The organism is Microbacterium sp. VKM Ac-2870 (assembly GCF_015350795.1).
Classification (GTDB): Bacteria; Actinomycetota; Actinomycetes; order Actinomycetales; family Microbacteriaceae; genus Microbacterium.
The window spans coordinates 258140-281463 of record NZ_JADKSH010000004.1 but is presented as its reverse complement, the minus strand read 5'-3'; the positions used below and the strand labels follow the sequence as shown (position 1 = coordinate 281463).

23 protein-coding genes are annotated in these 23324 nt (G+C 70.1%); 5 read left to right on the top strand and 18 right to left on the bottom strand.

Annotated elements, in window-relative coordinates; genetic code table 11:
- The first annotated feature begins 32 nt into the window (after positions 1-32).
- On the top strand, positions 33-1388 hold the full coding sequence (radA, locus tag ITJ43_RS11990; RefSeq protein WP_194584079.1) for a DNA repair protein RadA: 1356 nt from the start codon (positions 33-35) through the stop codon (positions 1386-1388).
- A gap of 20 nt (positions 1389-1408) precedes the next feature.
- On the opposite strand, the gene ITJ43_RS11985 is transcribed toward radA, so the two are convergent.
- The 3 genes from ITJ43_RS11985 to ITJ43_RS11975 all read right to left on the bottom strand — a co-directional run bounded on the left by ITJ43_RS11985 (position 1409) and on the right by ITJ43_RS11975 (position 3374).
- Positions 1409-1816 carry a dehydrogenase gene (locus tag ITJ43_RS11985; protein WP_194584078.1) on the bottom strand — a complete coding sequence of 136 codons (408 nt, stop codon included), beginning with the start codon at positions 1814-1816 and terminating at the stop codon, positions 1409-1411.
- A gap of 283 nt (positions 1817-2099) precedes the next feature.
- Positions 2100-2789, bottom strand: a complete 690-nt coding sequence (locus ITJ43_RS11980) for a hypothetical protein (protein WP_228495804.1) — start codon at positions 2787-2789, stop codon at positions 2100-2102.
- 51 nt (positions 2790-2840) lie between these two features.
- Positions 2841-3374 (bottom strand): amino-acid N-acetyltransferase, encoded by a 534-nt coding sequence (locus ITJ43_RS11975; RefSeq protein WP_194584077.1) that lies wholly within the window; start codon positions 3372-3374, stop codon positions 2841-2843.
- Between the two features lie 48 nt (positions 3375-3422).
- Between ITJ43_RS11975 and ITJ43_RS11970 the strand changes: the two genes are divergently transcribed.
- Genes ITJ43_RS11970 through ITJ43_RS11960 form a run of 3 tightly spaced genes read left to right on the top strand, consistent with a single transcriptional unit; the run spans position 3423 to position 7602 of the window.
- A complete protein-coding gene (locus ITJ43_RS11970; protein ID WP_194584076.1) occupies positions 3423-5954 on the top strand; it encodes a circularly permuted type 2 ATP-grasp protein in 2532 nt (843 codons plus the stop codon).
- Positions 5951-6859: a transglutaminase family protein gene (locus ITJ43_RS11965; protein WP_228495803.1), complete on the top strand. Its 909-nt coding sequence runs from the start codon at positions 5951-5953 to the stop codon at positions 6857-6859. The genes ITJ43_RS11970 and ITJ43_RS11965 overlap by 4 nt, the downstream gene beginning before the upstream one ends.
- Positions 6856-7602 (top strand): gamma-glutamyl-gamma-aminobutyrate hydrolase family protein, encoded by a 747-nt coding sequence (locus ITJ43_RS11960; protein ID WP_323741218.1) that lies wholly within the window; start codon positions 6856-6858, stop codon positions 7600-7602. The genes ITJ43_RS11965 and ITJ43_RS11960 overlap by 4 nt, the downstream gene beginning before the upstream one ends.
- Before the next feature lie 91 nt (positions 7603-7693).
- Here ITJ43_RS11960 and ITJ43_RS11955 read toward each other — a convergent pair whose 3' ends face one another.
- The 3 genes from ITJ43_RS11955 to ITJ43_RS11945 form a co-directional block, all read right to left on the bottom strand.
- Positions 7694-10219, bottom strand: a complete 2526-nt coding sequence (locus tag ITJ43_RS11955) for an ATP-dependent Clp protease ATP-binding subunit (RefSeq protein ID WP_194584074.1) — start codon at positions 10217-10219, stop codon at positions 7694-7696.
- A gap of 123 nt (positions 10220-10342) precedes the next feature.
- A complete protein-coding gene (cls, locus tag ITJ43_RS11950) occupies positions 10343-11803 on the bottom strand; it encodes a cardiolipin synthase (protein WP_194584073.1) in 1461 nt (486 codons plus the stop codon).
- 50 nt (positions 11804-11853) lie between these two features.
- Positions 11854-12084, bottom strand: a complete 231-nt coding sequence (locus tag ITJ43_RS11945; protein ID WP_194584072.1) for a hypothetical protein — start codon at positions 12082-12084, stop codon at positions 11854-11856.
- A gap of 117 nt (positions 12085-12201) precedes the next feature.
- Between ITJ43_RS11945 and ITJ43_RS11940 the strand changes: the two genes are divergently transcribed.
- Positions 12202-13326, top strand: coding sequence for a DUF4192 family protein (locus tag ITJ43_RS11940; protein ID WP_194584071.1), 1125 nt, complete (start codon positions 12202-12204; stop codon positions 13324-13326).
- Positions 13327-13362: 36 nt separating this feature from the next.
- Here the strand turns inward: ITJ43_RS11940 and ITJ43_RS15355 are convergent, their stop codons facing one another.
- From ITJ43_RS15355 to folE, 12 genes are all read right to left on the bottom strand, one after another.
- Positions 13363-14139 (bottom strand): HPr family phosphocarrier protein, encoded by a 777-nt coding sequence (locus ITJ43_RS15355; protein WP_194584070.1) that lies wholly within the window; start codon positions 14137-14139, stop codon positions 13363-13365.
- Positions 14136-14783 (bottom strand): dihydroxyacetone kinase subunit DhaL, encoded by a 648-nt coding sequence (gene dhaL / locus ITJ43_RS11930; protein ID WP_194584069.1) that lies wholly within the window; start codon positions 14781-14783, stop codon positions 14136-14138. Before dhaL ends, ITJ43_RS15355 begins: the two co-directional genes overlap by 4 nt.
- Before the next feature lies 1 nt (position 14784).
- On the bottom strand, positions 14785-15777 hold the full coding sequence (gene dhaK, locus ITJ43_RS11925) for a dihydroxyacetone kinase subunit DhaK (RefSeq protein ID WP_194584068.1): 993 nt from the start codon (positions 15775-15777) through the stop codon (positions 14785-14787).
- A 173-nt stretch (positions 15778-15950) separates the two neighbouring features.
- Positions 15951-17501 carry a lysine--tRNA ligase gene (gene lysS, locus ITJ43_RS11920; RefSeq protein ID WP_194584067.1) on the bottom strand — a complete coding sequence of 517 codons (1551 nt, stop codon included), beginning with the start codon at positions 17499-17501 and terminating at the stop codon, positions 15951-15953.
- A gap of 95 nt (positions 17502-17596) precedes the next feature.
- On the bottom strand, positions 17597-18316 hold the full coding sequence (locus ITJ43_RS11915) for a DUF2520 domain-containing protein (RefSeq protein WP_194584066.1): 720 nt from the start codon (positions 18314-18316) through the stop codon (positions 17597-17599).
- The gene (locus ITJ43_RS11910; RefSeq protein WP_194584065.1) at positions 18313-19914 is read right to left on the bottom strand and encodes a PH domain-containing protein; all 1602 of its coding nucleotides are present in this window, start codon (positions 19912-19914) and stop codon (positions 18313-18315) included. Before ITJ43_RS11910 ends, ITJ43_RS11915 begins: the two co-directional genes overlap by 4 nt.
- Complete coding sequence (locus ITJ43_RS11905; protein ID WP_194584064.1) at positions 19911-20513, bottom strand: PH domain-containing protein; 603 nt, start codon at positions 20511-20513, stop codon at positions 19911-19913. The genes ITJ43_RS11910 and ITJ43_RS11905 overlap by 4 nt, the downstream gene beginning before the upstream one ends.
- Positions 20458-20952, bottom strand: a complete 495-nt coding sequence (locus ITJ43_RS11900) for a DUF3180 domain-containing protein (RefSeq protein ID WP_194584063.1) — start codon at positions 20950-20952, stop codon at positions 20458-20460. The genes ITJ43_RS11905 and ITJ43_RS11900 overlap by 56 nt, the downstream gene beginning before the upstream one ends.
- Positions 20949-21542: a 2-amino-4-hydroxy-6-hydroxymethyldihydropteridine diphosphokinase gene (gene folK, locus ITJ43_RS11895; protein WP_194584062.1), complete on the bottom strand. Its 594-nt coding sequence runs from the start codon at positions 21540-21542 to the stop codon at positions 20949-20951. The genes ITJ43_RS11900 and folK overlap by 4 nt, the downstream gene beginning before the upstream one ends.
- The gene (gene folB / locus ITJ43_RS11890; protein WP_194584061.1) at positions 21539-21913 is read right to left on the bottom strand and encodes a dihydroneopterin aldolase; all 375 of its coding nucleotides are present in this window, start codon (positions 21911-21913) and stop codon (positions 21539-21541) included. The genes folK and folB overlap by 4 nt, the downstream gene beginning before the upstream one ends.
- Positions 21910-22728: a dihydropteroate synthase gene (gene folP / locus ITJ43_RS11885; protein WP_194584060.1), complete on the bottom strand. Its 819-nt coding sequence runs from the start codon at positions 22726-22728 to the stop codon at positions 21910-21912. Before folP ends, folB begins: the two co-directional genes overlap by 4 nt.
- Positions 22725-23315, bottom strand: a complete 591-nt coding sequence (folE, locus tag ITJ43_RS11880; protein WP_194584059.1) for a GTP cyclohydrolase I — start codon at positions 23313-23315, stop codon at positions 22725-22727. The genes folP and folE overlap by 4 nt, the downstream gene beginning before the upstream one ends.
- Positions 23316-23324 lie beyond the last annotated feature (9 nt).

Genomic DNA, 23324 nt, shown 5'->3' with positions numbered 1-23324 from the left:
GCACTGTCGGATGCCGCGACTAGCCTGAACGCATGGCATCCAAACGCACGGCGACCACCAGCGCCTACCGCTGTGCCGAGTGCGGGTGGACGAGCGCGAAATGGGTCGGCCGCTGCGGTGAATGCCAGCAGTGGGGAACCGTCGTCGAGGCGGTGGCGACGACGCCGGTGCATGCCGTCGCTCCTCTCGCGCCGATCCGTTCCGCGCGTCCCATCACCTCGATCGACACCCGCGAGACGCCCCGACGCACGACCGGTGTCGGAGAGTTCGACCGGGTCCTCGGCGGGGGGCTCGTGCCGGGCGCGGCGATCCTGCTGTCGGGCGAGCCCGGTGTCGGCAAGTCGACGCTGCTGCTCGAAGTCGCGGCGCAGACGGCTCGTGCCGGGCGCCGTGTGCTCTACGTCAGCGCCGAGGAGTCGCTCGGTCAGGTGCGTCTGCGCGCCGAGCGCACCGGGGCGCTGCACGACGAGCTCTATCTGGCCAGCGAGACAGACCTCGCCACCGTCCTCGGGCACGTCGATGAAACCCGCCCCGATCTGCTCATCGTCGACTCCGTACAGACCGTCGCCTCGAGCCTCGTCGACGGCTCTCCCGGCCATCCCAGCCAGGTGCGCGAGGTGGCGTCGACCCTCATCCGCATCGCGAAAGAGCGCGACCTGCCGGTGATCATCGTCGGCCACGTCACGAAGGACGGACAGGTCGCGGGCCCGCGCGTGCTGGAGCATCTCGTCGACGTCGTGTGTCACTTCGAGGGCGATCGTCAGACCTCGCTGCGCTTCGTGCGTGCGCTGAAGAACCGCTTCGGCGCGACCGATGAGGTGGGATGCTTCGAGCAGACCAGTCAGGGCATCGCCGAGGTGCCCGATCCCAGCGCCCTGTTCCTCGGACACGGATCACGCGAGCCCGGCACCTGCGTCACGATCGCGATGGAGGGCCGTCGAGCCCTGCCCGTCGAGGTGCAAGCCCTCACACTGCCGGGGTCGGGCCCCAATCCCCGCCGGATCGTGAGCGGCGTCGACGCCGCCCGGGTGGCCATGGTGCTCGCCGTGCTCGAGAAGCGCGCGGGCCTCAAGGTGTCAGACCAAGACGTCTACGTGTCGACGGTCGGCGGGGTGCGCCTCGTCGAGCCCGCGGCCGATCTGGCCATCGCGCTGGCGGTGGCGAGCGCGGTGACCGGGAGAGCGACACCGCGGGGTCTCGCCGCGATCGGCGAACTGAGCCTCGCGGGCGAAGTCCGCGCCGTCACGGCTCACGAACAGCGGCGCAATGAAGCCAACCGCGTGGGCTACCGCTCGATCATCGATACCGCGTCGCGCGACCTGCGCGGGGCGCTGCGTGATCTCACTCAGCGCCACCCGGTCGAGTCGGGGGATCGACCCGACTTCTGAGCGCGGTTCCGCGTTTCGCGTCAGGCGTCGAGCGCGAGCGCCCCGAGCAGGTCGTCGGGTGCGGCCTGCATCGGATACGGTCCGGCGATGTCGAAGAAAACCGTCGTGATCTCGGCGCGGTGCGCCTCGAGAAACGCACGCAACCACGCCGGCGACTGCAGAGCCACCGCCGGTGGCAGTGCCTCGGGCTGGTTCTTCGCGTCACTGAACAGCAACAGCGCCACATCGCCCGTGTTCGGGTCGCGGTATGTCCACACCTCGCCGGCGTCGCGCGGATCGTCACGTTGCACCGGCCGCATCAGCGGCACCACCGTCGGCCCGTGCCGCAGCGCGAAGGCGAGCGCGGCCATGTCCTGGGTCTGCAACGCATCCGCCAGCTGAGTGTTGCGGAACTCCATCGGAGGCTTCGCGCGCTTCTTCCGAGCCATCCGTCCAGCATAGGAGCCGGCGCACGCCCGCACGCCGAAAAGAAAGGGCCCTCTCGATCCCCACAGTGGGGGCTGGGAGAATCGAGAGGGCCTGTACTCATCGGGCGTACTGCCGAAGCTGCCAGTCATTGGGGGTGACGTGGCAACCGTCGTGGGGGCGACGGTGGCTCGCACCGAGAGCTGCCCCCAGCGTAGACCCGACCGCCTGAACATAGGGAGTGAGGTCCGTGAGAAAACTCTCAGAATCGAAGTTACGAGAAAAACGAGGAATCGACCGGTGGCGTCAGCGTAGTTCGAACATCTTCGTGTCGGCCGCCTGGATGCCGCCGATCGACACCGAGAGGTGGTAAAAACCGGCCGACGCCTGGGGCCTCGAGGAGCTGCACGTGTCCACCGATGATCGCGTGCGATCCCACTGCAGGGGACTCACACTCGACACCGTCTGACCGCCCGCCAACTGCACGACCTGATCGCTCGACTCCGACTGGCAATCGGTCGAACGCCACCAGGTATCGCTTCCACTCGTGATGACGAATTGCTGGGTCGCCGTGCCGACGTTGATCAGGCACGGGCTCGTCGAGGTGTTCGAGAGGGTGATGGAGAGCTTGGGCATCTCACCGGCGGCGTAGACGTCCTGATCGGTGACGGCCTGCACGGTGATCACAGCCGTCGAGCACGCAGCGACCACCGGAGCCGTTCCCGATGCATCGGGAGTGGGCGCCGCGGCAGCCGGAGGAGCAGCGGTTTCGGCCGGGGTCGCCGGTGCGGCCGGCGCGGCAGCGACCGGCGATGTGAGAAGGCTGCTCGGGGTGGGCGCCGGCGATGCAGCCGGGACGGCGGCCCCACGCCACGGTTGCCACACCGCGAGCACGACTGCGGCGATGACCGCGAGCACGAGGAGCACGGCGACGAGCCTCCGCCGCCGATACACGGCAGGACTCGGGCGGCGCCGACGGCGCGTCGTGGTGCTCACCCCTCCAGGCTAGGCCGCGGCATCCTGGGGCACCGCCGTGGCGCGCGGGGCTCAGAGGTTCTTCAGCATGCGGGTGTTGCCGAGGGTGTTCGGCTTCACGTGGGCAAGATCGAGGAACTCCGCGACGCCCTCGTCGGGGCTGCGCAGCATCTGCGAGTACACGTCGGGGTCGACGACCTGCTCGCCGATCGGAGCGAATCCGCGGCGGGTGAAGAATTCGACCTCGAACGTGAGACAGAACAGACGAGTGAGCCCCAAGTCGCGGGCGCGCTCCTCCAACTGGCCGACGATGGCTCCGCCGACGCCGTGGTGCAGCCAGTTCTCGGCGACGATCAGGGTGCGGATCTCGCCCAGGTCCTCCCACATGACGTGCAGGGCGCCGCATCCGATGAGCTCGCCGTCGACCTCGGCGACGACGAACTCCTGCACCGACTCGAACAGCGTCACCATCTCTTTGCCGAGGAGGATGCGCTGCTGCACCCAGGGCTCGAGAAGGGCGAGGATGCCGCGGACATCCGACGTCCGCGCGGGCCGGACGACCGGGCGGGGCGCGCTGTCGGCGTCGGAGGGGGCGGGAAGGGTCACCGACCCACTGTATTGCCCCCTACGCTGGAGCCGGGAAGGGACTTCGGCGTGAGTGTGTTGCGTGACTATGCCGCGACGGTGTCGCAACCGACACTGCCCCTGTCGGCATCGCCGGAGACGGTGCGCTACGACGAGTTCGTGGATGCCGAGGGGGCGCTGCGCCCCGCCTGGAAAGCCCTGGCTGCCCACGCGCTGAGCCTCACCGGCGACGACCTGCAACGCGTCGACGGCGAGATCGTGCGGTTCCTCGCCGATGACGGCGTCTCGTACCTGCGGGGCGAGTCGGGGCCTCAGCCGTGGCAGCTCGACCCGGTGCCGTTCGTGTTCGATCCTGCGGGGTGGTCGCCGCTCGAAGTGGGACTCGCCCAGCGCGCCGAACTCCTCAACGCTGTGCTGGTCGACCTCTACGGCGATCAGACGCTGCTGCGCGAGCGCATCGTGCCCTCGGCGGTGGTGTTCGGCCACTCCGGGTTCCTCCGCCCGCTCGCCCGTCCCAGCGCCGTCGACCCGCATCCGCTTCTTCTTGCCGCCACCGATCTCGGGCGCGACGCCCACGGCGACTGGCACGTCCTGGCCGACCGCGTGCAGGCGCCGTCGGGGCTGGGCTTCGCGGCCGAGAATCGTCGGGTCATCTCCCAGGTGCTGCCGGGACTCTTCCAGGAAGAGAACCTGCACCGCATCGACCCCTACTTCTCGGCGCTGCGGGCGGCGTTGCTGTCGTCGGTGGGCGATGAGATCGATGACCCTCGCGTCGTGATCCTCTCGCCCGGAACCCTCAGCGAAACCGCTTTCGATCAGGCCTTCCTCGCCAGCGCGCTGGGCTTTCCGCTCGTGCAGGGAAGCGACCTCGTCGTGCGCGACGGCTTTGTGTGGATGAAACCGGCCGGCTGGCCGCGCACGCGTCCCACCGATCGCATCGACGTCATCATTCGACGGGTGGATGCCGCGTGGTGCGACCCCCTCGAACTGCGGGGCGACTCACGGCTCGGCGTGGCCGGGCTCACCGAGGCCGTCCGCCGCGGCCGGGTGCGCCTGGTCAACGGTCTGGGTGCAGGAGTGCTCGAGAACCCGGGCCTTCTCCCCTACCTTCCGGCGGCATGTGAGCACCTCCTCGGCGAGCAGTTGCGTATCCCGTCGGTCCCGACGCTCTGGTGCGGTGAGCCCGCGGCCCGCGATCAGGTGCTCGAACGCCTGCGTGCGGGCGACCGCGACCTGATCGTCCGCACGATCGACGAGCCGCGCAAGGCGTTCAGCGAGCTGTCCAGCGCCGAGCTCGGGGCCCGCGTGGCCGCCGCTCCGCACCGCTTCGTCGGGCAGGATCTGCTGCCGCTGTCGCAGACGCCGGTGTGGACAGCGGCGGACGACAGCCGGGGAGCCGGCGTCGACGCGCTGCCGCTCACGCTCCGGGCCTTCGCGCTGCGCTACGGCTCGGCCTACCGCCCCCTCGTCGGCGGTCTCGCGACGGTGCGCGAGAGCCCGGATGCCGCCCCGCGCACGAAGGACGTCTGGGTTCTCAAGGCCGCCGAAGACGATCCCGATCAGAATCTGACCGAGATCGCTCCGGGTCCGACGGCACGCAGCATCCCGCCGCTCGCTCCCCGCGCCCACGCCGACATGTTCTGGACCGGTCGCTACGCCGAGCGCACCGAAGACCTCCTGCGCCTGCTGCTGACCGCTCAGACCGAACTCGACCAGCCGGGCGCCTACACATCCGGCACGATCGCCGAGAGCCCGCGGGTGCTGCTCGACGTGCTGGGGCGCCTCGCCGGCATGCGCGCGCTCGACCCCGAAGCGGAATTCCGCTCGCTGCTACTCGATGCTCGCCGCCCCGGCTCGGCGGCCCACTCCATCGCCCATCTGCGTGAGGCCATGGAGGGCGTACGTGACCAGCTGTCGGGCGACACCTGGCGCGTGTTCGCGACGATCGACCGAGCCACACGAGCCCTTCGCGGCTCGGCACACCCCCACCGCACGGCGGAGTCGGGCGGGCGCATGCTGTCGGCGATGCTGTCTCTCTACGGCATCACGGCGAACATGATCCGCGACACCGGCTGGCACATGATCGAGGCCGGACGCTTCCTCGAGCGCGGACTGCAGCTGTCGGAGCTGCTGTCGACCGGGCTCGCCGACCGTCACGGCCCGCGCGCGGCGCGCAGCGTGCTCGAGGGCGTGCTGCTGGCCTCCGAGAGCGTCGTCACCCACCGTCGCCGCTATCGCGGGTCGATGCGCGCCGCCGATGTGCTCGATCTCCTGCTGCTCGACCACAGCAACCCCCGGTCACTCGCATTCGCTCTGGCTCGGCTGCGCGAACATCTGGCCGCCATGCCGGCATCCACCGGATCGACGCGCGCCGAACGCCTGCTCGACCACCTCGAGACCGAGCTTGCTGCCGCCGACGTCGCGACGCTCGGTGCGGTGGAGGGCGGTCGGCGCGAGGTGCTCGTCGAGTTCCTCGCGGGCGTCACGGCGCAGCTCGAACAGCTGTCGGATGCCGTCACACACCTGCATTTCGAGAGCGGACCGCCTGCCGTCGCGATGACCGACCTGTCGCTCGTCGAGCTGATGGAGGCCCGCGCATGATGCAGTACCGCGTGTGGCACCGCACGTCGTACACGTACGGCAAGCCGGTGCAGGACAGCGTCGGCCAGTTCCATCTCGCGCCCCGCGAGCTGCCCTGGCAGCACGTGTCTGCGGCGAGCGTTGACGTCGACCCGGCGCCCGGCGACATCTCCCCCGACACCGATTCCTTCGGCAACTCGGCGACGTACTTCCACCTCACCGACCCGCACGAGGCGCTGACCATCACCGCGTCGAGTGACGTGACCGTCGACGCGCCCGCCTACGACGCCGAAGCGCTCGCCCGGCCGTGGGAGGACGCCCGGCCGCTCGTGCACCCAGAGCTTCCCGAGGCCTGGCGTGCGGTCGAGTATGCCCTCGAATCGCCGCGCGTGCGGCACGAGCCCGATGCGGCGGCCTACGGTGCCGAGTCGCTCACGCCGGGCCGCCCGATCGGCGAAGCGGCGACCGACCTCATGCAGCGGATCTACCGCGACTTCGACTACGACAAGACGGCGACCACGGTCACGAGCACGGTCGGTGACGCCATGCGGGCCCGCGCCGGGGTCTGTCAAGACTTCGCGCACGTGGCCCTCGCGTGCCTGCGCTCGCACGGCGTCGCAGCCCGCTACGTCTCCGGCTACCTCGCCACGCAGCCGCCTCCCGGCAAGGAGCGCGTGTTCGGCGCCGACGCCTCGCACGCGTGGCTCGCGGTATGGCTGCCCGGCACCGACCAGTGGCTGGCGATCGACCCCACGAACGACCAGTGGGCGAACGACCGCTACGTGACGGTCGCATGGGGACGCGACTACGGCGACGTCTCACCCGTCCGGGGCATCATCTTCACGAAGGCGAAAGACTCCACACTGCGCGTCTCGGTCGATGTGGCACCGCTGTCGCTCGTGCCCGCGGCGGACGGCTCCTCGTGAGCGCCACGCGACCCGTCGTCGGGTTGACGACCTACCTCGAACGCGCACAGCAGGGCGTGTGGGATGTGCGCGCCCTGTTCCTGCCACACGTGTACGTCGACGCGGTCACCGCCAGCGGCGGCACCGCCGTGCTGCTTCCACCGCAGGTCGAGCCGGAGGCCGCCGCAGAAGCCGTGCTCGCCGGTCTCGACGCTCTGGTCCTCACCGGAGGCCTGGACGTCGATCCCGCTCGCTACGGCGCCGAGCCGCACCCCGAGACCGACGAGCCGCGCATCGACCGCGACGCGTGGGAGCTGGCGCTGCTCGCCGGCGCGCGCCGCCGCGGCATCCCGGTGTTCGGCATCTGTCGCGGTCTGCAGCTGGCCAACGTCGCCTTCGGGGGAACGCTGCACCAGCATCTGCCCGATGTCGTGGGGAGCAACCGCTATCAACTCGGCGGCGGCGTCTTCGCGACCAATACGGCGACGGTGCTGGCCCCGTCGCGGCTGGCAGAAATCGTCGGCGAGGGCGACCTGCCGGTGCGCAGCTACCACCACCAGGGCATCGACCGCGTCGGCGAGGGGCTGGTCGTCACGGCGCGCAGCGACGACGGCCTGCCCCAGGCGATCGAGACGACACACGGGCCCTGGTTCGTGGCCGTGCAGTGGCATCCCGAGGAGGATGCCGCCGACCGCCGCCTCTTCGCCGCACTGATCGACGAAGCGCGCCGCTTCCGCGCCTCGCGCGCCGCCTCCGGTCGTTGAGCGAGGCCAAAGGCCGAGTCGAGACGCCCCCCGCACACGCCGAAGGGGCGGATGCCGCAGCATCCGCCCCTTCGTGTGGTTCTCGAACCGGTCAGCTTCCCGCGACGATGTCGGGGGTGGCCTCGATGGCGCCGGCGGCGTTGACGCCGACCGCGACCTTCTCGCCCCGCGGACCGTGCTCGAAGACGAACTTCCCGTTCTCGGCATCCACCTTCACGTGGTCGCCGGGGTTGAGCTCGCCGTGCAGGATCCGCTCCGACAGCTGATCCTCGACCTCGCGCTGCATCGCACGACGCAGCGGGCGGGCGCCGAGCGTCGGGTCGAACCCGATCTCGATGAGCTTGTCCTTGGCGGCATCCGAGAGTTCGACGGTCATGTCGCGATCGAGCAGACGCTCGCTCAGACGCTTGGTGAACAGGCCGACGATCTGGCGCAGCTCGGGCTTGCTCAGCTGCGGGAAGACGATGACGTCATCGACGCGGTTGAGGAACTCGGGCTTGAAGTGACGCTTCAGCTCCTCGTCGACCTTGCCCTTCATCCGCTCGTAGGTGGTCTGCGCGTTGCCCTCGACCTGGAACCCGACCGGGCCGCCGGCGATGGCCGACGAACCGAGGTTGGTGGTCATGATGATGACCGTGTTCTTGAAGTCGACGACGCGTCCCTGACCGTCGGTCAGGCGACCCTCTTCGAGGATCTGCAGCAACGAGTTGAAGATGTCGGGGTGGGCCTTCTCGATCTCGTCGAACAGCACGACGGAGAACGGCTTGCGACGCACCTTCTCGGTGAGCTGTCCGCCCTCTTCGAAGCCGACGAATCCGGGAGGGGCACCGAACAGACGCGACACGGTGTGCTTCTCACCGAACTCGCTCATGTCGAGCGAGATCAGCGCACCCTCGTCGTCGAACAGGAACTCGGCGAGCGCCTTGGCAAGCTCGGTCTTTCCGACGCCCGTGGGACCGGCGAAGATGAACGAGCCGCTGGGACGCTTCGGGTCCTTGAGCCCGGCGCGCTGGCGACGGATCGTGCGGCTGAGCGCGGCGATCGCCTCCTCCTGGCCGATGACGCGCTGGTGCAGCGCCTTCTCCATGAAGACGAGACGGCTGGTCTCCTCCTCGGTGAGCTTGAAGACGGGGATGCCGGTGGCCTGCGCCAGCACCTCGGCGATGAGCCCCTCGTCGACGACGGCGTGGCTGGCCACGTCACCGCTGCGCCACTGCTTCTCGAGACGGAGACGCTCGGCGAGCAGGGACTTCTCCTCGTCGCGCAGCGACGCGGCCTTCTCGAAGTCCTGCTCCTCGCTGGCGGTCTCCTTGTCTTCGCGGACCTTGGCGATCTTCTCGTCGAATTCGCGCAGCTCCGGCGGGCTCGAGAGGATCGACAGGCGCAGGCGTGCGCCAGCCTCGTCGATCAGGTCGATGGCCTTGTCGGGCAGGAACCGGTCGCTGATGTAGCGGTCGGCGAGGTTCGCCGCGGCGACGATGGCGCCGTCGGTGATCTGCACCTTGTGGTGCGCCTCGTAGCGGTCGCGCAGCCCCTTCAGGATGTTGATCGCGTGGGGCAGGCTCGGCTCGGCGACCTGGATCGGCTGGAAGCGGCGCTCGAGTGCGGCATCCTTCTCGAAGTGCTTGCGGTACTCATCGAGCGTCGTCGCACCGATCGTCTGCAGCTCGCCGCGGGCGAGCAGCGGCTTCAGGATCGAGGCGGCGTCGATCGCACCCTCGGCGGCGCCAGCACCCACGAGGGTGTGGATCTCGTCGATGAAGACGATGATGTCGCCGCGCGTGCGGATCTCCTTGGTGACCTTCTTCAGGCGCTCCTCGAAGTCACCGCGGTAGCGGGAACCGGCGATGAGCGAGCCGAGGTCGAGCGAGTAGACCTGCTTGTCCTTCAGGGTCTCGGGCACGTCGTTCTTCACGATCGCCTGCGCAAGGCCCTCGACGACGGCGGTCTTGCCGACGCCGGGCTCACCGATCAGCACCGGGTTGTTCTTGGAGCGGCGCGAGAGGATCTGCATGACCCGCTCGATCTCCTTCTCGCGTCCGATCACCGGGTCGAGCTTGTTGTCGCGCGCGGCCTGGGTGAGGTTGCGGCCGAACTGGTCGAGCACCGCCGAGCCGCCCTGGGCGGCCTGCTGGCTCTGCTCGCCGGCGCCGGCAGCGACACCCGCGGTCTCCTTGCCCTGGTAGCCGCTGAGCAGCTGGATGACCTGCTGGCGCACCTTGTTGAGGTCGGCGCCCAGCTTGACGAGCACCTGAGCCGCGACGCCCTCGCCCTCGCGGATGAGCCCGAGCAGGATGTGCTCGGTGCCGATGTAGTTGTGGCCGAGCTGCAGCGCTTCGCGCAGGCTCAGCTCGAGTACCTTCTTCGCACGCGGCGTGAAGGGGATGTGGCCGGTGGGCTGCTGCTGACCCTGACCGATGATGTCCTGGACCTGCTCGCGGACGGCGTCCAGCGAGATACCCAGGCTTTCGAGCGCCTTGGCGGCGACGCCCTCGCCCTCATGGATGAGCCCGAGCAGGATGTGCTCGGTACCGATGTAGTTGTGGTTGAGCATCTTCGCCTCTTCTTGGGCGAGGACAACCACACGACGGGCACGGTCCGTGAATCTCTCGAACATTCGTCGACACTCCTCCGGCGCACAGTCTTCTGGTGCGCTTACGTCGAGGGTAACGACCGGCGAATGCCGGTATGCCCGTGTTCGCCGTCGGCGCACCGCCGCGGCATCCGCATGCCGCCCGCCTTACTGCAGGGCGGAGGTCAGGCGCGCGAGATTGTCGAGCACCGTCGAGCGCAGGGGCTGCTGCATCCACTCGTCGAGGGTGAGTTCACGGCTGAGCGCGCGGTACTCGTCTTCGACCGAGCGCAGCTGCGACACGAAGTCTTCTCCGCGCACGAGCAGCGAGATCTCGAGGTTGAGTCCGAAGCTGCGCATATCCATGTTGCTCGAGCCGATCACCGCGACCTCGTCGTCGATCGACATCGACTTGGAGTGCAGGATGAACGGCCGCTCGTACATCCAGATCTTCACGCCGCCCCGCAGCAGCGCCTCGTAGTAGCTGCGCTGGGCGTGGTAGACCATGGCCTGGTCGCCCTCTTCCGAGACGAAGAGCTCGACGTGCACCCCGCGCTGGCAGGCGGTCTGGATGGCGATCAGCAGTCCCTCGTCGGGAACGAAGTACGGCGAGACGATGATGATCTTCTCGCGCGCCGAGAACAGCAGCGTCATGAACAGCTTGAGGTTGTTCTGGAATTCGAACCCCGGCCCCGACGGAATGACCTGACAGTCGAGGTCGCCGCTTCCGGTGCGCACGTCGAACAGCTCGATGCCCTCGACGACCTCATCGGTCTCGCTGTACCAGTCGCTCAGGAAGACGGCGTTGACGGATGCCACGACGGGCCCGTCCAGGCGGGTCATCATGTCGACCCAGTGCAGCCCTCGCTTGATGTTCTTCTGCAGGTTGTACGTCGAGTCGGTGACGTTCTGCGACCCCATGAAGGCGACGTGCCCGTCGACGACGAGGAGCTTGCGGTGGTTGCGGAGATCGGGGCGCTGGTACTTGCCGCGCAGCGGCTGCACGGGAAGCATGAGCTTCCAGTCGGCGCCCATCGCGTCGAGCCGGCGACAGGTCTCCGCGTAGAACGGCTTGCCGCGGTTGGCCCAGTGATCCAGCAGCACGCGGACGACGACACCGCGCTTGACGGCATCCTCGAGGGCGTCGAAGAACCCGGCGGTGGTCTTGTCGCACTGCAGGATGTAGAACTCGGCGTGCACGTAGCTCTTCGCCTGCCGGATGGCCGCGGCCATCTCGTCGATGCTCTCCTGGTAGCCCGAGATGAGCGTCGCGTCGTTCTCACCCGAGAGCGGCATCGCGCCCAGATTGCGGTTGAGGCGCACGAGCTGCGCGAACCACAGGGGCGGGTCGGGGCGGAGCGTACCGAGATCGAGCCCGTGGCTGGTGGTGCGGATGTACTCGTTGATCTGCTGCTGTTTCTTGCGTCGCTTACGCGGCAGGCGCGGATTGCCGATCAGGAGGAACAGCAGCACCCCGATGATCGGGATGAAGTAGATCGCCAGCAACCACGCCATCGCCGCCGTCGGACGGCGATTGCGTGGAACGATGATGATCGCGAGGATGCGGACGGTGACGTCGGTGACGAAGACCAGGATCACCCAGGCGAGCGCCCATCCGGTCTGATCCACGTCGCTCTCCCCGCTGTCGGACTCCGCCCAGCGTAGCGACTATCTCCGACTCAGGTCGTTCGGGGGGCCTCGGCGCTCGTGGCCGCGTCGGCGAGCGGCGCACCGGCCTCGCCGACCGGGGGCAGACCGCGCTTGGCCCGCTCCTCGTTCTCGACCTTGGCGTACACGCGACGCTCGCTGCGATCCATCCGCAGGATCGCCCGCAGGACGAACACGAACAGACCCAGCACGACGACGGTCGGCAAGAGTGACCAGGCGACGGCGGTCCAGTACGGGTCCATGCGCTCCATGGTACGCGCGCCGGCGCCGTCTCCTCCCCAGTCGCGCATCGGACGGAGCTCTCCACCGGCAGCATCGCCGTCCGTCCACGCGCCGCCGACGCCCCGCAGACTCGCCGCATGTCCACGATCGTCCGAGCCGCCGACGCGGCACACTTCCTGTCCGTCCTCCCGCACCTGCTGGGATGCACGCCGCGGCAGAGCGTCGTGCTCGTGCCGATGGCGCAGGGACGCACGCTCGGCGCGATGCGCGTCGACCTCCCGCCCGACGCGGCAGCCTCGACGGCCGCGGCCAGCATCGTCGGCATGGTCTGTCGCGTGGTCGATGTCGAGGCGGTGATGGTCGTCGTCTACACGGATGCCGAGGCGGGGCACGACCTGCCGCACCGCGGCGTCGCGAGTGCGCTGTTGACCCGGGCGCGGGAGTGCGGACTCCCGGTGACGGATGCGCTGGCGGTCGCGGGAAACGGATGGGGGTCGTACCTCGATGATGCGGTGCCGTCCGGAGGCCACAGCCTCGAGAGCATCGCCGCCCGTGACGATCTACCGGTCGACGCGACACCGTGGGGTGCGGTGGCGAGCGACCAGTCTGCCGGGGCGCGGCTGCCCGTCCCCGCCGCTGCGCGACGGCGCGCCGTCGCGCAGGCGCTCCGGTCGCTGGAGGCGGCCCTCGAGGCGATCTGCGGCATCCCTCGCGTCGCCGGCGACGACGACCCGCGCGTCGATCCCGCGGCGCTGCAGGCGGCGTGCGAGCTCGACGACCTGCCGGAGCTGTTCGAGCGGGCGCTGGCCTGGGAGTCGGCGGCTCTCGCTCCGATGCAGGCTGCGATGATCGGGTGGTGCCTGGCCAGGCCCCCGCTGCGCGATGTCGCCCTGGTGCAGTGGGCGAGCGATGTCGCCGGGGGTGACGCCGCGATGGAAGCCCAACGGCGTTGGGAAGACGGCGCGGAGTATCCGAGTGACCTTGCCTCGGTGATGTGGGGCGAAGGCTCCCGGCCGGACGCCGCACGTCTGCAGGCCGCGCTCGACCTGGCCCGTCAGGTGGCGGCGGTCATGCCGAAGAGGCGCCGGGCCGGTGCACTGGCGGTGTGCGGATGGCTCGCGTGGGCTCTCGGTCGTTCGACCCACGCCGATCACTACGCCACGGAGGCGCTGCACTGCGAGCCCGCGCACGGGCTGGCAGAGATCGTGCGGTCGTTCGTCGCCGCCGCCCACCTGCCCGACTGGGCGTTCCGTGCGCGGTGATGCCCCTCGCGACCGAGGCGAACGACAGCGAGCCGCTCAGGCTGACGGGAGCTCGCCGAAACCGTCGGCGACGAGTTTCCTGACCGCCTCGACGGCCTGGTCAGCCTCGCGGCCGACCGCGGAGATCTCCAGGCGGTGGCCCTCTGCGGCGCCGAGCGCCAGGAGGCCGATCATGCTGGCCGCCGATGCCGGCGCCGACCCGGTCGTCGCGTTCGACACGGTGACGCGCGCATCGAACGGCGCGACCGCTTTCACGACGAGCGCGGCGGGGCGCGAGTGCAGTCCCATCGGGTTGCGGAGCGTCGCTTCGACGGTGGCGTCGGCATCCGGCGCTTCGCCGGGCGGCGAGGCGCCTGCTGAGGCGGCGGCGGCAGAGGTGGCTGCGGGCGGGGCGGGCATCGGGCCGCGCGCCTCGGAGGCGCGCGGCTGCTTCGCGGTCAGAGCCGCATCGGTCTCCGACACCACCTCATCGAGCGAGCCTCCGGTCGCGGCGCGCACGATCCCCGCCGTCAGGCCCTCGACGAAAGGACCGTCACTGATGCGCACCGGCACATCGCTCGCCCGCAGCTCGAGGGCGAGCTCCGCGCTGAGCACCGCCGAGCCGAGGTCGGTGACGATGACGATGCCCTCGGCGCCGCCTTCCGCGACCTCGTCGATCGCGTCGGCGATCGCGGCGGCATCCGTGCCGAACCCGCCGTCGGCGCCCGCGGCCAGCCGCACCGGCGGTCGATCACCGTGCACCATTTGCATCGCCAGCTCGACGGCGGCCTCGGCCAGCGCCGCACTGTGCGAAACGGCGACGACGCCGATCACGCGGCCGTCCCGGCGGCGACGTCGGCGAAGGTGCGGAGCAGGATGGCGGTCGATGCGGACCCCGGATCGACATGCCCCGCGCTGCGCTCACCGAGGTACGACGCCCGCCCCTTCCTTGCGATGAGCGGCTCGGTGTCGGCGCTTCCCCGCTCGGCGGCATCGGCTGCGGCCGCGGCCGCAGCCACCAGGCTCTCGCCGCCGTCGAGCGCTCGGCCGAGGGCGTCGAGGGCGGGGGTGAACGCGTCGATCATCGTCTTGTCGCCGGGCTCCGCGTGGCCGCGGCTGACGACACCGCTCACGCCGGCCGTGAGCACGTCGCGCCACTGCGCCGCCGTCAGTTCGGTCGGCTCGGCACAGGCACGCCCCATGTCGAGGAACAGGGTGCCGTACAGAGAACCGCTCGCGCCACCGACTTTGCTGACGAGAGTCATGCCGACCGTCTTGAAGAACTCGGGCAGCGACGCCGGCGGCGCGGTGTCGAGCTTGGAGACGATCGCCGTGAAGCCCCGACGCATGTTGGTGCCGTGGTCGGCGTCACCGATCGCCGAATCGAGCGCGGTCAGCTCATCGGCCGCAGCGTCGAGCCGGACGGCGCTTTCGCGTATCCACCGCTCCAGCAGGTCGAGGGTGACCGCGACGGCCATCTCAGTATCCCCATCGCAGAGCGCTGGTGTTGACGGGCGCGTCCCACAGGCGCAGCAGCTCCTCGTCGGCGCGCAGCAGCGTCAACGAACATCCGGCCATATCGAGGCTCGTCACGTAGTCGCCCACCAGGCTGCGCGCCACCGTGATGCCGCGCTCGGCGAGAGCATCGGCGATGTCGGCGTAGATCACGTAGAGCTCGATCAGAGGCGTGCCGCCGAGCCCGGTGAGCAGAGCGACCACCGGCGCGTCGGAGAAGTCGAGATCGGATGTGATGGCGTCGACCAACTCGCGCGCGATATCGCGCGCAGGAGCGAACGGCACGCGGGTGCGTCCGGGTTCGCCGTGGATGCCGACACCCATCTCCATCTCGTCGTCGGGCAGATCGAAGCTCGGGTGACCGACCGCAGGCACCGTGCAGCTGGTCAGCGCGACACCCATCGATCGACCGCTGTCGGCGACCCGCTGGGCGACAGCGGCAACCTCGGCCAGGCTCTTGCCTTCCGCTGCCGCCGCGCCGGCGATCTTCTCGACGAGCACCGTCGTGCCGACGCCACGGCGACCGGCGGTCCACGTCGAGTCCTTGACGGCGACGTCGTCGGCGACGATGACCGACTCCGACGCGATGCCTTCCTCGGAGGCGAGCTCTGCGGCCATCTCGAAGTTGAGGACGTCGCCCGTGTAGTTCTTGACGATGAAGAGCACGCCGGCGCCGGCGTTGACAGCCTGCGCGGCGGCGAGCATCTGGTCGGGCGTCGGCGAGGTGAACACCTCTCCGGCGCACGCGGCATCCAGCATCCCCGCCCCGACGAAGCCGCTGTGCAAGGGCTCATGACCCGAGCCGCCGCCCGAGATCAGAGCGACCCGACCCTCACGTGGAGCATTGCTGATCACGAGCCGATTCTCGTGATCGACAGTGAGCTCCGGGTGCGCGGCAGCGACGCCGCGAAGGGCGTCGGCGAGCACGGTCTCGGCGGAGTTGATGAGCTTCTTCATGCGCGGGTCTCCTCGTCAATGAGTGCCTATGGGCTCGACTTTAGGCGCGCTGAGCGGCGGCGTCCATCGACGGCGTGGATGCCGCGCTTCGACGGGTCGCTGCCCTCCGCACCAGCCCGGTCGTCAATCGAGCGCAGCGAGTCGAAACGCCCCAGCCCACCCCGTCCTGCGGGTTACTTCACCAGCGGGAAGAGGATCGTCTCGCGGATGCCGAGGCCCGTGATCGCCATGAGCAGACGGTCGATTCCCATGCCCATGCCACCGGTCGGCGGCATGCCGTGCTCGAGTGCACGCAGGAACTCCTCGTCCACGCGCATCGCCTCGTCGTCACCGCGGGCGGCGAGCTTCGCCTGCTCGACGAAACGCTCCCGCTGGATGACGGGGTCGACGAGCTCGGAGTATCCGGTGGCCAGCTCGAAGCCGCGCACGTACAGGTCCCACTTCTCCACGACCCCGCGGATGCTGCGATGCTCGCGCACGAGCGGCGAGGTGTCGAGCGGGAAGTCCATCACGAAGGTCGGCCGCTCGAGGCCACCCTTCACGAAGTGCTCCCACAGCTCCTCGACGTACTTGCCGTGGGTCGCGACCTTCTCGGGGACCTCGACGCCCGCCGACGCGGCGAGCGCCTTCAGCTCGTCGAGGGGTGTTTCGGGAGTGATGGGGGTGCCCACGGCATCCGAGAGAGAGTCGTACATCGAAATGCGATCCCACTGGCCGCCGAGGTCGAACGCGGTGCCGTCGGCCCACGTCACGGTGGTCGAGCCGGCCACGGCGATCGCGGCGTTCTGGATGAGCTGCTGGGTGAGATCGGCGATGCCGTTGTAGTCGCTGTACGACTGGTAGGCCTCGAGCATCGCGAACTCGGGGCTGTGGGTCGAGTCGGCACCCTCGTTGCGGAAGTTGCGATTGATCTCGAAGACGCGATCGATGCCGCCGACCACGGCGCGCTTGAGGAAGAGCTCCGGCGCGATGCGCAGGTACAGCTCGGCGTCGAACGCGTTGGAGTGGGTGACGAACGGACGGGCAGCCGCTCCACCGTGCTGCACCTGCAGCATGGGCGTCTCGACCTCGAGGAAGCCGTGATCCGTGAAGGTCTGACGCAGCGACGCGTTCACCTTGGCGCGGGCGATCACCGTCTCGCGGGCTTGGTCGCGGGCGATGAGGTCGAGGTAACGCGAACGCACCCGGCTCTCCTCGCTCAGCTCGCTGTACAGATTCGGCAGAGGCAGCAGCGCCTTCGCGGCGATGACCCAGTCGGTCACCATGATCGACAACTCGCCGCGGCGGCTGGAGATGACCTGGCCTGTCACCGAGACGTGGTCGCCCAGATCGACGAGGTCCTTCCACGCCTGCAGCGACTCCTCGCCCACTTCCGCGAGCGACACCATGGCCTGGATGCGGCTGCCGTCGCCCGACTGCAGCGAAGCGAAGCACAGCTTGCCGGTGTTGCGGCTGAACACGACGCGTCCGGCCACGGATGCCACGACACCCGTCTCGGCCCCGGCCTCGAGGTCGGCGTAACGCTCGCGCAGAGCGGCGATGCTGTCGGTCACCGGTACCGCCACCGGGTACGCGCCGCCGGCGGCGTCGGTGCGCTCGGAGAGCAGCCGCTCACGCTTGGCGAGGCGCACGGCCTTCTGCTCGTGCACGTCGACGAGGTCGGGCTCGTCCGCGACGGACGCGGCCGGGTCGGGCGTGGACGCAGCGTTCGGCGTCTGAGTCATGGTGCGGGGCTCCTCGAAGTAGACGTTCCAGTCTATCGAGGCGTCACCGCACGCCTTCCGGGTGTCGGATGCCGCGGCACACGCCGACCCGACCCTCAGGAGTCGATGATCGGGAAGTCCGCGGCCGGCGAATCGACCAGCGGCGATCCGTCCTGCAGAGCCCGGTCGACGGCGGAGTGCACCAGGGCAGACAGGTAGCGTCCGGGTTCGTCGATGCCCGCCGCGCGCAGCAGCGACGTCGACTGACGAACGATGGATGCCGAGAACTCCGTCGCCGTGGTGATTGCTTCGCCGTACGCGGCGCGGTCGGCTTCGGCCACGACCACCGGCTCGCAGCCGAGCTCGACAGCGAGCGCTTGCGCGATCGGCAGCACGGCCGCGGGGGCCGTGACGGCCGCGAACGCGTCGTGCAGCTGGCGGAGGTCCATCGAGGTGCCGGTGAAGGTCACCGCGGGGTGCACCGCAAGCGGGATCGCGCCGCGGCGGGCAGCCGGTGCGAGCACGTCGGTTCCCCAGGCGGGATCGGTGTGCAGCACGAGCTGACCGACCTGCCAGCGGTCGAGATCGGCAAGGCCCGAGACGAGCGCGGGCAGCTCATCGTGCGGCACCGCGATCACGACCAGCTCGCTGCGGCGGACGATCTCGTCGGCGTCGAGCACCGGAACGCCGGGCAGAATCGCCTCGACCCGATCGCGGTCGGATCCGGCGGTGATGCCGACGAGTGCGTGGCCAGCACCGGCGAGAGCCGCCCCGATGACGGGCCCGACCCGTCCCGCCCCGATGATGCCCACGCCGAGCCTGCTGGCGCCTGTCATACGCTCCTGATCCCTTCGTCCATGGTCGAGGTGCGCTCCGCGTCCCACCGGTGCGAGCGGTCGCTGGCGGCGGCGGTGATGGTCGCACCGGCGATCTGCTGCCACAGCGAGACGGCGTCGTCGCGGTCGAGAACGCCGATGCCGCCCGGCACCTGCCCCGCGACCGTGTGACCGGTGAGCGTCGCGACGCGGCACGCGCGATCGACCGGTCCCTGTGCGAGCGCCGTCGACTGCAAACGCGCGAGCGGGAGGATGATCAGCGAACGCCAGATCATGCCACGGCGCAGCAGCGCGGCATCCTCCGTGACGAGCACGCCGTTGCGCCGCCACGACAGCGGTCGCAGCCACCACGCGCGGCGCGGGGTCGTCACATAGGGATCCCCGTTGTCGTGAGGTCCGAGCAGGCCGTGCACGACCAGCTCCTGCCATTGTGCGGCCGAGATTCCCGGGAGAAACAGCCGCAGGACGCGCTCGACGTCATCGCGGGTGCCGACGGGAAGCACCTCCGCGAACTGCTGCGACTGGGCGTCGTTGGCCGAACGTCCCGACAGGCGGTTGACGCGGATGGACCACCAGCCCGACGCGCGCCACAGCAGCGGCTGGCGGATCTCGAACGCGTGCACACGCCCCGGCGGCAGCGTCTCGGTGATCGTCGTGAACAGGCCGAAAGTGATGCGCACCCCCGAGGGTGTCGGTGCGATCGAGTAGCGCAGCGCGCGCGTGATCGTACGGAACCAGTACGCCCCGAATCCGAGCACCGCCGGCACGAGCGTGAAGAGCACCCACGGCGTTCCGACGATCGATCCGATGATGATCGCGGCGCCGAGCGCCAGCAGCCAGATGGTCGAGCCCGACAGCAGCCGCGAGGCGATGAGGCGCCCGGGCGGGATGTGAACCACGGATGCCGGTTCGGCGACGGGCTGCTCGGCGCCGTCGATCAGCCCGGTCAGCCCGGCGCTGACGGCTGCGACGGCAGCGCGGCTGCGCGCGTGAGCGGAACCCGCGCCACCCGCCTCATCGCGGGCCGCTGCGCGTGCGAGCTGGCGGCCCGAGGCGAGGCGCAGGATGTCGGCCCGCACGGCCTCGGCGTTCGCGGTCGACAGGTACTCGAGCTTCACGTTCGCGTCGAGTCCCGCGCCGACGACCTCGAGCTTGGCCGCACCGAGCAGACGCGCGACCATCGGGCGGGTGAGGTTGACGCCCTGCACACGGTCGAGCGGTGCACGGCGGTGGGTGCGGAACAGGATGCCGCTGCGCACCTCGACGTCGTCGCCGGTGATGCGGAACGTGTGGAAGCGCCATGACAGCCAGAACCCGCCGAGCAGGAGCAGCAGTACACCCAGCACCGCGAGCAGGGCGAGAAGGATGAGGTTGTTGCTGACGACGTAGTCGACCGGGTCGGCCTGGTACTTCTCCCAGTCCGCCAGCCCGGGCACGAGCCAGCCGATGATGCGGTCGCGCAGGTTGGTGATGACGATGCCGACGACGACCACCAGGAACAGGCCACCCCGCAGCACCGGGGTCAGCGGGTGCAGGCGGTGCCAGTCGCCGTCGCTGAGCGGCGAACGCACCGCGGCGACGGTGGCAGGATCTGTCACAGCCCGGTCCGTCGCGTTTCGGCCACCGCGATGAGCGTGTCGCGCAGCCGCTCCGCCGCCGATTGGCTGAGCCCGGGGATGACGACGCCGGTCGAGGCCGCGGCGGTGACCAGCTTGAGCTGGGCGATGGTGAAGAGGCGGTCGAGCGGGCCGTGGGTGATGTCGACGAGTTGCATGCGCCCGTACGGCACCGACACGAGGCGCTGCCAGAGGATGCCGCGACGGAACACGAGGTCGTCGTCGCGCAGCTGATACCCGTAGGCGCGCGCCTGCCGCGGCAGGATGACGAGCGTCCAGACGGTCGCGACGACGACGACGCCCGCGGGGATCCACACCCAGCCCAGGTGCAGGACGAGCCCGCCGACGAGGGCCGCCGCGACGACCAGCGCGAGGAACGCGAGCGTGGAGATCAGCCGGACCCACACATAGTTGCGCGAGAGCTGGTGCCACGTGCCGTCGCCCAGCGGCAGACGGTTCTCGCTACGCGGTTCGAGGATGTGCGCATACGTCCCCGCGTCGAGCACCGCTTGCCCCGCCGCACCCTCAGTCGTGGTGGGAGAGGCCGAGGCCGGGCTCGGGAGGTCCGGGGTGTTCGTCATCGTCGTCCTTCCGGATGGTGCAGAGGTGCTCGGCGACGAGGCCGGCCGCGACCAGGACAAGGCCTCCGACGACCGATGCGATCACCGCTCCTGTCGAGCCTAACGAGGGTGCGACGGGGCGGGTGAGCACGAAGGCCAGCAAGCCGGCGGCGACACCGGCGACACCGGCGCCGACCAGGGTCGATGCCTTCGCCAGCATCGCGACGCGAACGGCACGGAACGGGTCGATGGGCGTCTGCGTCGGCCCGGCGATCGCCCGCCGGATCGGCAGGGCGAACGCGACGAGCGCAGCCCCGAGCAGCACGAGCAGGATCGGCAGCAGGAACGAGGGGGTGAAGGTCGGCCTCCCGGTCGCGGTCAGCACCTGGTCGATCGCGAATCCGAGCATCACGCCGATGGCCACAGCCGCGACGATGACGCCCGCACCGGTGCGCTTCACTCCGCACCTCCACGGGTCTCGTCGTCGCTGGCATCGGCGCCGGATGCCGCGGCATCCTCGAGCCGCGCGAGCACCTCGTCGACGCGACCCGCGCCGGGAAGCACCGCGTCGGGGTCGATCTGCAGCCACGGGGCGAGCACGAAGGTGCGCTCTGCGGCTCGCGGATGCGGGAGGGCGAGCGCAGGATCGTCGGACCGCACGTCGCCGTAGGCGATGAGGTCGAGGTCGAGGGTGCGGTCCTGCCAGCGGAGGTCGTCCACACGGCGAGGAGGGCGGCCGTGCGCCTCTTCGATCGCGTGCAGGTAGCCGAGCAGCACCGACGGAGCCAGGCGGGTCGTCACGAGGGCGACGGAGTTGAGGTAGGCGGGAGCCTCGGCATCCGGACCGTCGAGGGTCAGGGCAACCGTCTCGACGGGCGTCGCCGCGACGACACGGGTCGTCAGCGGAAGCCGCACGAGGTCTTCGAGAGCGGCGCGCAGGGTGGCCTCGCGGTCGCCGAGATTGGCTCCGATCGCGACCACCGCCACGGTTTCGGGGTGATCGCCTTGCGACGGCTCACCCGGGTAGCCCTGCGCGAGGCGGCGGTTCATGCGGGGGCTCCTTCACGGACGCGGCGGATGGTGACGCTCACGTCGTCGAACGGCACCGTGATCGGTGCCTGCGGCTTGTGGATCGTGACCGTGACGGCATCCACGCGGGTGTAGGCGAGCGCACGGTCGGCGATGCGCTGGGCGACCGTCTCGAGCAGATCGGCGGGATCGCCTGACAGCACGGCGGCGACGTGATCGGCGAGCTCGCCGTAATGCACGGTGTCGGCGACGTCGTCGGTGCGGGCGGCATCGGCGAGCGAGAGTTCGAGCACGACGTCGGCGATGAAGGTCTGCCCCTCCCGCCGTTCGTGCTCGTACACCCCGTGGTGGCCGGTGGCCCGGATGCCGGTGAGTGTGATGAGGTCGCTCATACGTGTTCTCCCTCGCCCTGCCAGTGCGTCCACACGGCGAGCGCGTCGCGCGTCGCCGCGGCGTCGTGCACCCGCACGGCCCACGCCCCGGCCTGCGCTGCCAGGACGCTGGTCAGGGCGGTGGCCGCATCACGGCGGGCCGTCGAGATCTCGTCGTCGGATGCCGCGGCAAGCGCCTCGGCGAGGAACCGTTTGCGACTCGTTCCCACGAGTACGCGCGGTCCGATCGCGACGACGCGATCAAGCCCGCGCAGCGCCTGCCAGTTCTGGGCGCCGCGCTTGCCGAACCCGATCCCCGGATCGAGGATCACCCGGTCGGGAGAGATGCCCGCCCGGGCGGCCGCCGCCAGCCGTGCCTCGAGTTCGGCGACGAGCTCGGGCACCAGGTCGTCGTAGACGGCGTGCGCGTACATGTCGGCGGAGTGTCCTCGCCAGTGCTGCAGCACGACGTCGGCCCCGGATGCGGCGACCACCCCGAGCATGTCGGGGTCGTTCAGCCCGCCCGAGACGTCATTGACGATGCGGGCGCCGAGCTCGACGGCGGCGTGGGCGGTAGCGGCGTTCATGGTGTCGATGCTGACCACGGCGCCGTCGGCGGCGAGAGCGGCGATCACGGGAAGCACGCGCGCCTGTTCCTCGGCGGGCTCGACGCGTGCCGCGCCGGGCCGGGTCGACTCCCCCCCGACGTCGAGGATGTGGGCTCCCGCGGCGCGCAGTTCACGGCCACGCGCGATCGCGTCGTCGGCCGACAGATAGCACCCGCCGTCGCTGAACGAGTCGGGCGTGACGTTGACGATCCCCATGATCGCGGTCATGTCGGTGTTCCCGTGACGAGCATCATGATCTCGGCCCGCGCCGCCGGCTCGGCCAGCTCGCCGCGGGCCGCGATGGTGATCGTCGCGGCATCCGGCTGCCGTCCGCCGCGCATCGTGACGCACTCGTGGTGGGCGGCGAGCACGACCAGCACCCCGCGCGCATCGAGCGAGGCGGCGATGGTGTCGGCGATCTGCTCGCCGAGCCGCTCTTGCACCTGGGGGCGCGCGGCCAGCACGTCGACGACCTTGGGCAGTGCGCCGAGACCGACGACCTGCTCGCCGGGAAGGTACGCGATGTGGGCGCGCCCGGCGAAGGGCAGCAGATGGTGCTCACAGACGGAGCGGAAGCGGATGTCGCGCAGCAGCACGGCACCCGAGGGCAGCGTGTCGGGGGCGGGGCCCCGCGAGACGCTGATCGTGTGGGCGAGCGGCTCCCCGGCATCCTCGCCGACCCCAGAGAAGAAGTCGGCGTACGCATCGGCGACGCGCTGGGGGGTCGCCTTCAGCCCCGGGCGGTCGGGGTTCTCCCCGATCGCGACGAGGATGTCGCGCACGGCGGCAGCGACGCGGTCTCGATCGACAGCCACGTCACGAGC

Coding starts and splice junctions, on each gene's coding strand:
- ITJ43_RS11965 (WP_228495803.1), top strand. CDS start 5,951: ATGATGCAGTACCGCGTGTGGCACCGCACGTCGTACACGTACGGCAAG.
- ITJ43_RS11945 (WP_194584072.1), bottom strand. CDS start 12,084: ATGGACCCGTACTGGACCGCCGTCGCCTGGTCACTCTTGCCGACCGTC.
- lysS (WP_194584067.1), bottom strand. CDS start 17,501: ATGACTCAGACGCCGAACGCTGCGTCCACGCCCGACCCGGCCGCGTCC.
- ITJ43_RS11985 (WP_194584078.1), bottom strand. CDS start 1,816: ATGGCTCGGAAGAAGCGCGCGAAGCCTCCGATGGAGTTCCGCAACACT.
- ITJ43_RS11955 (WP_194584074.1), bottom strand. CDS start 10,219: ATGTTCGAGAGATTCACGGACCGTGCCCGTCGTGTGGTTGTCCTCGCC.
- dhaK (WP_194584068.1), bottom strand. CDS start 15,777: ATGAAGAAGCTCATCAACTCCGCCGAGACCGTGCTCGCCGACGCCCTT.
- radA (WP_194584079.1), top strand. CDS start 33: ATGGCATCCAAACGCACGGCGACCACCAGCGCCTACCGCTGTGCCGAG.
- ITJ43_RS11940 (WP_194584071.1), top strand. CDS start 12,202: ATGTCCACGATCGTCCGAGCCGCCGACGCGGCACACTTCCTGTCCGTC.
- folB (WP_194584061.1), bottom strand. CDS start 21,913: ATGAGCGACCTCATCACACTCACCGGCATCCGGGCCACCGGCCACCAC.
- ITJ43_RS11905 (WP_194584064.1), bottom strand. CDS start 20,513: ATGACGAACACCCCGGACCTCCCGAGCCCGGCCTCGGCCTCTCCCACC.
- dhaL (WP_194584069.1), bottom strand. CDS start 14,783: ATGGCCGTCGCGGTCACCCTCGACCTGCTGGAGCGGTGGATACGCGAA.
- ITJ43_RS11915 (WP_194584066.1), bottom strand. CDS start 18,316: ATGACAGGCGCCAGCAGGCTCGGCGTGGGCATCATCGGGGCGGGACGG.
- folK (WP_194584062.1), bottom strand. CDS start 21,542: ATGAACCGCCGCCTCGCGCAGGGCTACCCGGGTGAGCCGTCGCAAGGC.
- folP (WP_194584060.1), bottom strand. CDS start 22,728: ATGACCGCGATCATGGGGATCGTCAACGTCACGCCCGACTCGTTCAGC.